This window comes from Streptomyces sp. NPDC057486 (genome assembly GCF_042802415.1).
GTDB lineage: Bacteria > Actinomycetota > Actinomycetes > Streptomycetales > Streptomycetaceae > Streptomyces > Streptomyces yanii.
Map to the genome: position 1 here is coordinate 55,101 of NZ_JBHVEE010000053.1, position 6,496 is coordinate 61,596.

The 6,496-nt window shown below is 66.2% G+C and carries 5 protein-coding genes; 3 read left to right on the plus strand and 2 right to left on the minus strand.

Annotated features, from left to right (window positions below; genetic code table 11):
* The first annotated feature begins 160 nt into the window (after positions 1 to 160).
* Positions 161 to 1,411, plus strand: a complete 1,251-nt coding sequence (locus tag ACFU6I_RS24315) for a helix-turn-helix domain-containing protein (RefSeq protein WP_384370430.1) — start codon at positions 161 to 163, stop codon at positions 1,409 to 1,411.
* 1,804 nt (positions 1,412 to 3,215) lie between these two features.
* Here ACFU6I_RS24315 and ACFU6I_RS24320 read toward each other — a convergent pair.
* Both ACFU6I_RS24320 and ACFU6I_RS24325 read right to left on the minus strand, forming a co-directional pair.
* On the minus strand, positions 3,216 to 3,548 hold the full coding sequence (locus ACFU6I_RS24320; RefSeq protein ID WP_384370433.1) for a hypothetical protein: 333 nt from the start codon (positions 3,546 to 3,548) through the stop codon (positions 3,216 to 3,218).
* Positions 3,549 to 4,179: 631 nt separating this feature from the next.
* Positions 4,180 to 4,926 (minus strand): hypothetical protein, encoded by a 747-nt coding sequence (locus tag ACFU6I_RS24325; protein WP_384370435.1) that lies wholly within the window; start codon positions 4,924 to 4,926, stop codon positions 4,180 to 4,182.
* A 247-nt stretch (positions 4,927 to 5,173) separates the two neighbouring features.
* Here ACFU6I_RS24325 and ACFU6I_RS24330 point away from each other — a divergent pair, with 247 nt between their 5' ends.
* Both ACFU6I_RS24330 and ACFU6I_RS24335 read left to right on the plus strand, forming a co-directional pair.
* Complete coding sequence (locus tag ACFU6I_RS24330; protein ID WP_384370438.1) at positions 5,174 to 5,491, plus strand: MafI family immunity protein; 318 nt, start codon at positions 5,174 to 5,176, stop codon at positions 5,489 to 5,491.
* Positions 5,488 to 5,862 (plus strand): squamosa promoter-binding protein 15, encoded by a 375-nt coding sequence (locus ACFU6I_RS24335; protein ID WP_356497632.1) that lies wholly within the window; start codon positions 5,488 to 5,490, stop codon positions 5,860 to 5,862. The genes ACFU6I_RS24330 and ACFU6I_RS24335 overlap by 4 nt, the downstream gene beginning before the upstream one ends.
* The last annotated feature ends 634 nt before the right edge of the window (positions 5,863 to 6,496 follow it).

Below are 6,496 nucleotides of genomic sequence, written 5' to 3' on the forward strand. Positions count from 1 at the left end.
AATCAGCTCATCACTCAGTTCGATCGCCACGGACCGGATCGTAAGCGGCGGGTCTGACAGTCAGCCGAAGCCGCGCGGGCCGGATCATCCGAGGCCACCCGCAGAAAGGGCCCTGCCCCCTACTCTGACAGTGACGAGCTGAGCAGAGAGGGGCAAGGCCATGCCAGACGATGCTACCCCGGACCCGTACGTCGACCCCATGGCATTCGGGCAGCGCATGCAGATCCTTCGGACACGACGCGGGCTCTCCCGCCCGGTGGTGGCTGGCCTGCTGGGCATGTCCCCCTCGTGGGTGAAGCAAGTGGAGACGGGACAGATCGGTATGCCAAAGCTCCCAGTGATCCTGCGCATCGCTGAACTGCTGCGCGTGCGCAACCTGTCTGACCTGACCGGCGATCAGAGCGCCTCCGTTGCCCTGTTCATCGGCCCGGGACACTCCCGTCTGCCAGCGGTTCGGGACGCGGTCAACGCACTGGCCCTCGGCGAGGATCGGAAAGCGCCGTCAGCACAGCACCTGGCGGCCCGGCTTGCGAAGGCGTGGGCAGCACGGCATCAGGCGGCGAACCACCGTGAGGTAATTGGCCAGTTGTTGCCCGACTTGATCCAGGATGCGCAGCTGGCCGTGCGGCAGTCGGATACGGCGGCCGACCGGCGTGCGGCGCAGGCCGTGCTGTCGGAGGTGTACAGCCTGAGTCAGTTCTTCGTGGCCTACCAGCCGGACAGCGCCCTGCTGTGGCGGGTGGCCGAGCGGAGCCTGGTGGCTGCGCAGGAGTCCGAGGACCCGCACGCGATCGGCGTAGCCGCATGGCTGGCCGCGCAGGCGCACCGCGACACCGGGCCCTCGCATTTTGATGCCGCTGATGACATGACGATTGAGGCGCTCGGCTACCTGGAGCGGTTCCTGCCCGACGCTGACGACCAAGTGCGCGCCATCGCCGGGGCCCTCCAGTTCGAGGCTGGATACACCGCTGCTCGCCGCGGTGAGAACGGGGCGGCATGGGGGTGGTGGGATAAGGCGCAGGCGACTGCTGGCCGCCTGTCCCCCGGCTACTACCACCCAGTGACGTCGTTCTCACAGGCCATCATGGGTGCCCACGCCGTTACCGTGGCGGTGGAGTTGCGGGCTGGCGGGGAATCTGTGCGGCAGGCCGTCGCAGCGGACGCCACCTCGATCCCGTCCCGGCCGCGCCTGGCCCGGCATCGTATCGAGGAGGCCCGCGCGTACCAGCTCGATGGGCAGGCAGAGACCGCGCTCGCCACCCTGGAGAAGGCACATCACGCCGCTCCGGAGACGATCCGCTACAACGGCTACGCGAGGCGGATCGTGTTGGAGGAAACAGAGTCTCGGGTGCCGGCCCGGCGGCAGCGCGCGGCCGTGCTCGCCGAGCAACTCGGTTTGCTCGCAGCGTAGTTCGAACCCGTGATCGAGGGGCAGGATTTCTGCCCCTCGCTTGCTGTGCCCGTTCGTACCGTCGGGGAACTGACGACGAGACAGCCGGGGACGCCATGACCGTGAGGGATTTACCGCCAGTCGACGAGCTCACCGAGCAGCAGCGCCGCGGGTGGCGTTGTGTCTGGTGCCGGTCCCCTCTCACGGTGGGCGCCGACATCGACCTGGGAGAGCAGCGCGCCCGGCCGGCCGACGGGGCTGCGTACTCGTGGTTCCCTCGCGCCTGCGCCGACACCGAGGCGTGCACGGTGCGGTGCGAGAAGCGGTCTGCTGACCCGCTGGACCGGGGTCGGGCATGAGGTACGCCCGACGCTGATCTCCCGCCCGTACCCGTGGCCGGCGGTGGCCGGGGGTGCGGGCGGGCCTAGGTCGTCTCTTTCGGATCATCGACCGGCATACTGGGCGCCATCCCAAATATGGCCGAAAGCAGATAGCGTGAAATCCGATACATTTCGCATCAGTGCAAGCCTTGCAGCTGCCACCGTGACGGCACTCGCCCTGTCCTCTTGCGGGGCAGGCAAACCCGTCGCCACTCCAGAGGCCGTAACTCATTCCGAATTGGTCGGCCGATGGGACGGGGAGCGGAAATGTGGATCGCCGATAGTTCGACTACGTGACGATTGCACTTTTCCAGCAAAGACTTCCCAGTCGAGTGGGACGGCCCCGGGCCGGACTCGCAGGTGACACGCCGTTCATCCGACGGGAAATGGCATGGGGTCAACAAAGACCCCGGCCTGTCACCCTATCTGGTACTTCGTTTCAAGAATCACAACGACATCCAGACTCTGCAATTTTTTTGGAGCATGGAGAGCTGCAGATGGATGGGACTGTCTACGCGGGCGGAGGGGACCCCTATCCCTACCCATGTCACTACAAACGCACTTCTGTCGACCCTGAGGCCTAGGACGTTTTTTTCGGATCATCTCGTTCACGCTGAACATGCTCCGCGCACATGATTTCTTGTTACCTCAGGTAAGAAAGCACTCTCAGGATGCGTCAGGTGGTCGACCGTCACCCCCCACCGAGACGCCGTGCCGGATTCCCTCCGAAGCGGCCAGCCAGCGGCACACCGACTTTCGCGTGTCCGTCGGAATGCGCCGTTAGACACCATGACTCGGTCAAGGTGTCCCGCCCCGCACCCAAACGAGTGCGGGGCGGTTTATGTTGGACCACAGAAGGCCCCACCGATAAACCCGATGGGGCCTCGCCCGTGGTCCCGGCCTCCCCGCCGAGGGTCCACAGGATGTGGGGAGGCGCGTGCCAGGCGCGCGCGGGGAGACGTACCTGCCCCTCCCATGGGCCGAACTCTACGGTGTACCGGCCACGTTTCCAGTCCCCCAACGAGTGAGCAGAGGTGCCGATTTCGTGGGGATGTGGCATCCATGTGGCATCGATCATGGAAACGGCCCCCCGGTCCGTGTGGACCGAAGGGCCGAAACAGGCTCTCACCTGCGGCTTCCTACTGTGGGCGCGGACGGTTTCGAACCCCCGACATCTGCTTTGTAAGTTCTGCCTGGTGAGGTCGTCGACGGCGCGATTCGGCGGCCTGGACGTCCCCGTCGGTCACCTCGGGATGCCGCTGTCCGCTGTCGTTGATGTCACCTGTGGATGTCAGGAGCGGTTCCGCACGTACCTGACATCTGGGGTGAGGCCGCCGCCATGAGCGCACGACGAACAGCGCGCCGGCCATGGACCTGTTCTAGTCCACTCGCCTCGATGGCGCTCCGGAGCGCGGCCTCACTCTGCGGTGATCGCCTCATCGCCGCTAGCCGTCGGCGCGCTTCCGGGTGGCGATCACGGTGGCGGCCGTGCCCGCCGTTCCGTACAGCGTGTACAGCAGACCCTGGCCCAGGAGGTCGCCGCGCTTCACCTCCTGGGCGTACTTGAGCTGGTCGTACGTGGCCGTGCCGGTCGAATCGCCGCCGCGGACGCTGTAGTCGAGCGCGCAGGTGTAGCCCTGCCGCATGGGGCCGGGGTGGTCCTCGCCGTCCTCGCCCAGCTGGAGCCCCGGGCAGTCCGGGACGCCGTAGGCCGCCCCGGCCCTCAGCAGGGTGATCACCCCCCACGCCAGCGGGACCAGGAAAAATGCGATGAACACTCCGCGTAACCTCATTGCGGCACCCTAGTGCCGCAACGGGATGGGTTGATGGCCACGGCACAGGTGTTGCCGTCAAGCCTCCGCGCCCTTGGGTGAGTTGAAACCCCGAGGGGCACCTACTGTCAGTGCGGTGCGTCAGATTGGTTCAGCGGTCGCAGGGCCTTCCCGGAAACGGAGACGGCCCCCTGGGCCGCGTCAGGTCGGCTCTGCCTGGGTCGATGGCAGATGGGATGGGAGCTCCCCGCGCACGCCACCAATCGGCTGGCACTCGCGAATGGCGCCCCCGCCATCCTGGAGCCTGAGCGCCCCCGCCGGAACTCGGCGGTGATCACAGGGGGCTGTCGTTCGGGATCGGAGGGTAGCGCGTGCTGGCCCTGGCCTCGCGTCACGCGGGAGTACCGCTTTAGGAGCGAGGTTGGGCGGTCTGGGCCTGACCTCGGGCTCCTCGCCCCTGGGGGAGTCCGGCACCCCGTACTCCTGCGCACTCTGATTCCCCGTGAGACCCCGCCCGTTCTGGCACGGATGTGGCACGAACGCTCCTTGTCCCGAAGTAACTCGGCTGGCCGCGCGTCCTTGAGCTGGTGTCTCTCACCGGCTGCAGTGGTCCTCCGGTGGGCCGTGCGCGTATCGGTCAGAAGGGAGGTTCGAGATCGCCGCGGCCATCGCTGTGTGGCCCCCAGTCCCAGGGCTCCTCCGAAAGAGGCTCCGGGCCGGGCGGATTGTGGCCCCATGCTTCGAGCGCCCTCCACGCGACGCGGCGGTTGGGGTCGTCGCTGCTGGTGTCCAGGATGGGCCGCGCGTGCACGGCGAGGTGATCGCGGTGCTTGGCGAGCGCGGGGTGTTCAGCGAGGAAGAGCGCGGCGATGACGGCGGCTTCGCGCACGTCCTCGTGGCTGTCCTGGAGGAAGGGCGCGACGGCCCGATAAAGCATCGGGCGCAGGTCCCGGAAGGACGCCACGGTGGTGCCGGGGGTGAGGAAGCCAGGGAAGTACTGCTCCGTGAAGCCAGCAATCTCGTCGGAGGCGTTGTAAAGGGTGGAAGCCAGCCAGCCCAACAGCGTCGCGCGGATGGGGACGTTGCGATAGGGCCGGAGGGTCATAGCCGCCGGGTGGGTGAGGATGCCGGCGATATACATGGCGACGGGGGCGGTGGCTTCGTAGATGGTGTTCTGGTGGCCGACCAGCTCACCCAGCTCCGACAAAGCTGTGACCTGGACCTTGGGATCGGGCTCCAACAGCCGCACCAGGACCTTTGGAAGGTCCTCGCCGTTCCCGAAAGCTGTTTGGAGCGAACCCCAATCAGTCTCCGCCAAGACCACCTGGTAGGGCGGTAAGTCAGGCTCGCGGGGTGCCCCGGTGTTGGAACGGTTGTGGTTCACAGGTCAAACCTAGACCAGACTTCTGACACGATTCCCTTCCGGGCCGGTTACTCGGTCTGTGGTCTTGTCGTAGGCGACTGCTGCATGTGTGGCATGTCACCAGTTTGGAAGATCCCGTATGTGGATGACCCCTGACCTGCACGCTTGTGACCTGCGATACGGCGGCGACCCTGCTATATGTCCCGTGGTTCCCTGCTGGCCCCCGACCGGTCGGGCACGCAACGGGCACACGTGCCAGGATGCGGGAATGGTGCAGTCACACGCAGCGTGGGAGAAGCGCGTACGGGGCCTCGTCGAGTCCCTCATGGGTTCCGACTCAGTGCCCCTGCGTTGGGACGTGCTCGACTTCCTCGAGGCCGGTGAGCATGGGCTCGCTATCGAGACGCTCTCCGACTGGATCGGGGATCTTGAAGACCCCATGCTCGTTTCGCCTGCCGACCGCGGACAAGTGCTCGACCTGGTCTCTGATTTCCCTGAGGAGACACAGACTCGCGTTAGGTGCGCTCTGGCTGAGCCCTCCGGCGGATCTGCGGGTGACGGCTGGGAGAGGGGGCCGGGTCTGTGAGCTGGGTAGCCAATGTGATGGTCTCCGCCGATGCCTCGGACTGGAAGAACGTTGAGGCACTGAGCGACTGGCTCCGGGATGAAGCCCCGCGGCGTCAGCAGCCGGGCGTTGTCGGCGTCGGATCCCTGCGACTGATCACGGGCCCGGATGCCACGTGGGGTGGCGGAAAGAACCCCGAATGCGAGATCTGGGCCGGCGCTCTCAACCATGCCGACCTTGATGCGCTCCGGCGACGGTTCGCCGGGATGCCCTGGCAGGAACCGAATGCCGTACAAATCTTGATCATGGATCAGGAGGAGGCGTTCTTCCGTCTGTGGATGATGCGGGACGGCGAGCTGAAGCAGTACGCACCCCTGCAGCCGTCCGATTGAGGCCTCTGGCCGACCGTAGGACTTGAACCTGTGGCCTCATCCTTATCAGGTCGAACACGGATCCGCTATCACCCAGCGAACTCGTTGAGCTGAGCCGGTGGGGTGGCCGCTGGCAACCGTTCTGGTCCGGCTCCGTGCGTCGCTGTTGGTGTCAGCCGTTGATGTCAGAGATCAACGGCCCTTTGATCTGGACGCGACTGCAGCAAGCTGAGGACGCCCGCTCTCCAGGAGAGGCCTGACTCAGGGCCACGACGAGGCATCGACCGCCTTCACCCTGCAGTCCGAACACGTCCCGGACCTCTTCGCGACGAATAGATGCCGATAGACCGTCACCTGCCGCCGAGGGATGCCACAGAGTGTCGCCTTATCCGACAGGGCGTGCTCCAGAGCCGGGACACCTGTCTCCCGGCATGCAGCGAAGCGCGTCGGGGCGAGCCCAAACGTGAATCTGAAGGAGCGGAGGCGGTGACCAAGCTGCGGCATGGCCACCACCCTCGCATGTGACCCGACCAGCGTGAAGTCAGAGAGACAGTCCCTAAGCCAAGGCTCTGCGCACCGGCCGCACCCGCCGTAAGCCTCACCGCCAGGCCGCCTGCCGGCAGCCGCGGTTCTCTACCCCGATGGTCATGATCAG

Bases quoted from the DNA above. Each gene is read 5' to 3' on its own strand.
- ACFU6I_RS24330 (WP_384370438.1), top strand. From the start codon at position 5,174: ATGGTGCAGTCACACGCAGCGTGGGAGAAGCGCGTACGGGGCCTCGTC.
- ACFU6I_RS24315 (WP_384370430.1), top strand. From the start codon at position 161: ATGCCAGACGATGCTACCCCGGACCCGTACGTCGACCCCATGGCATTC.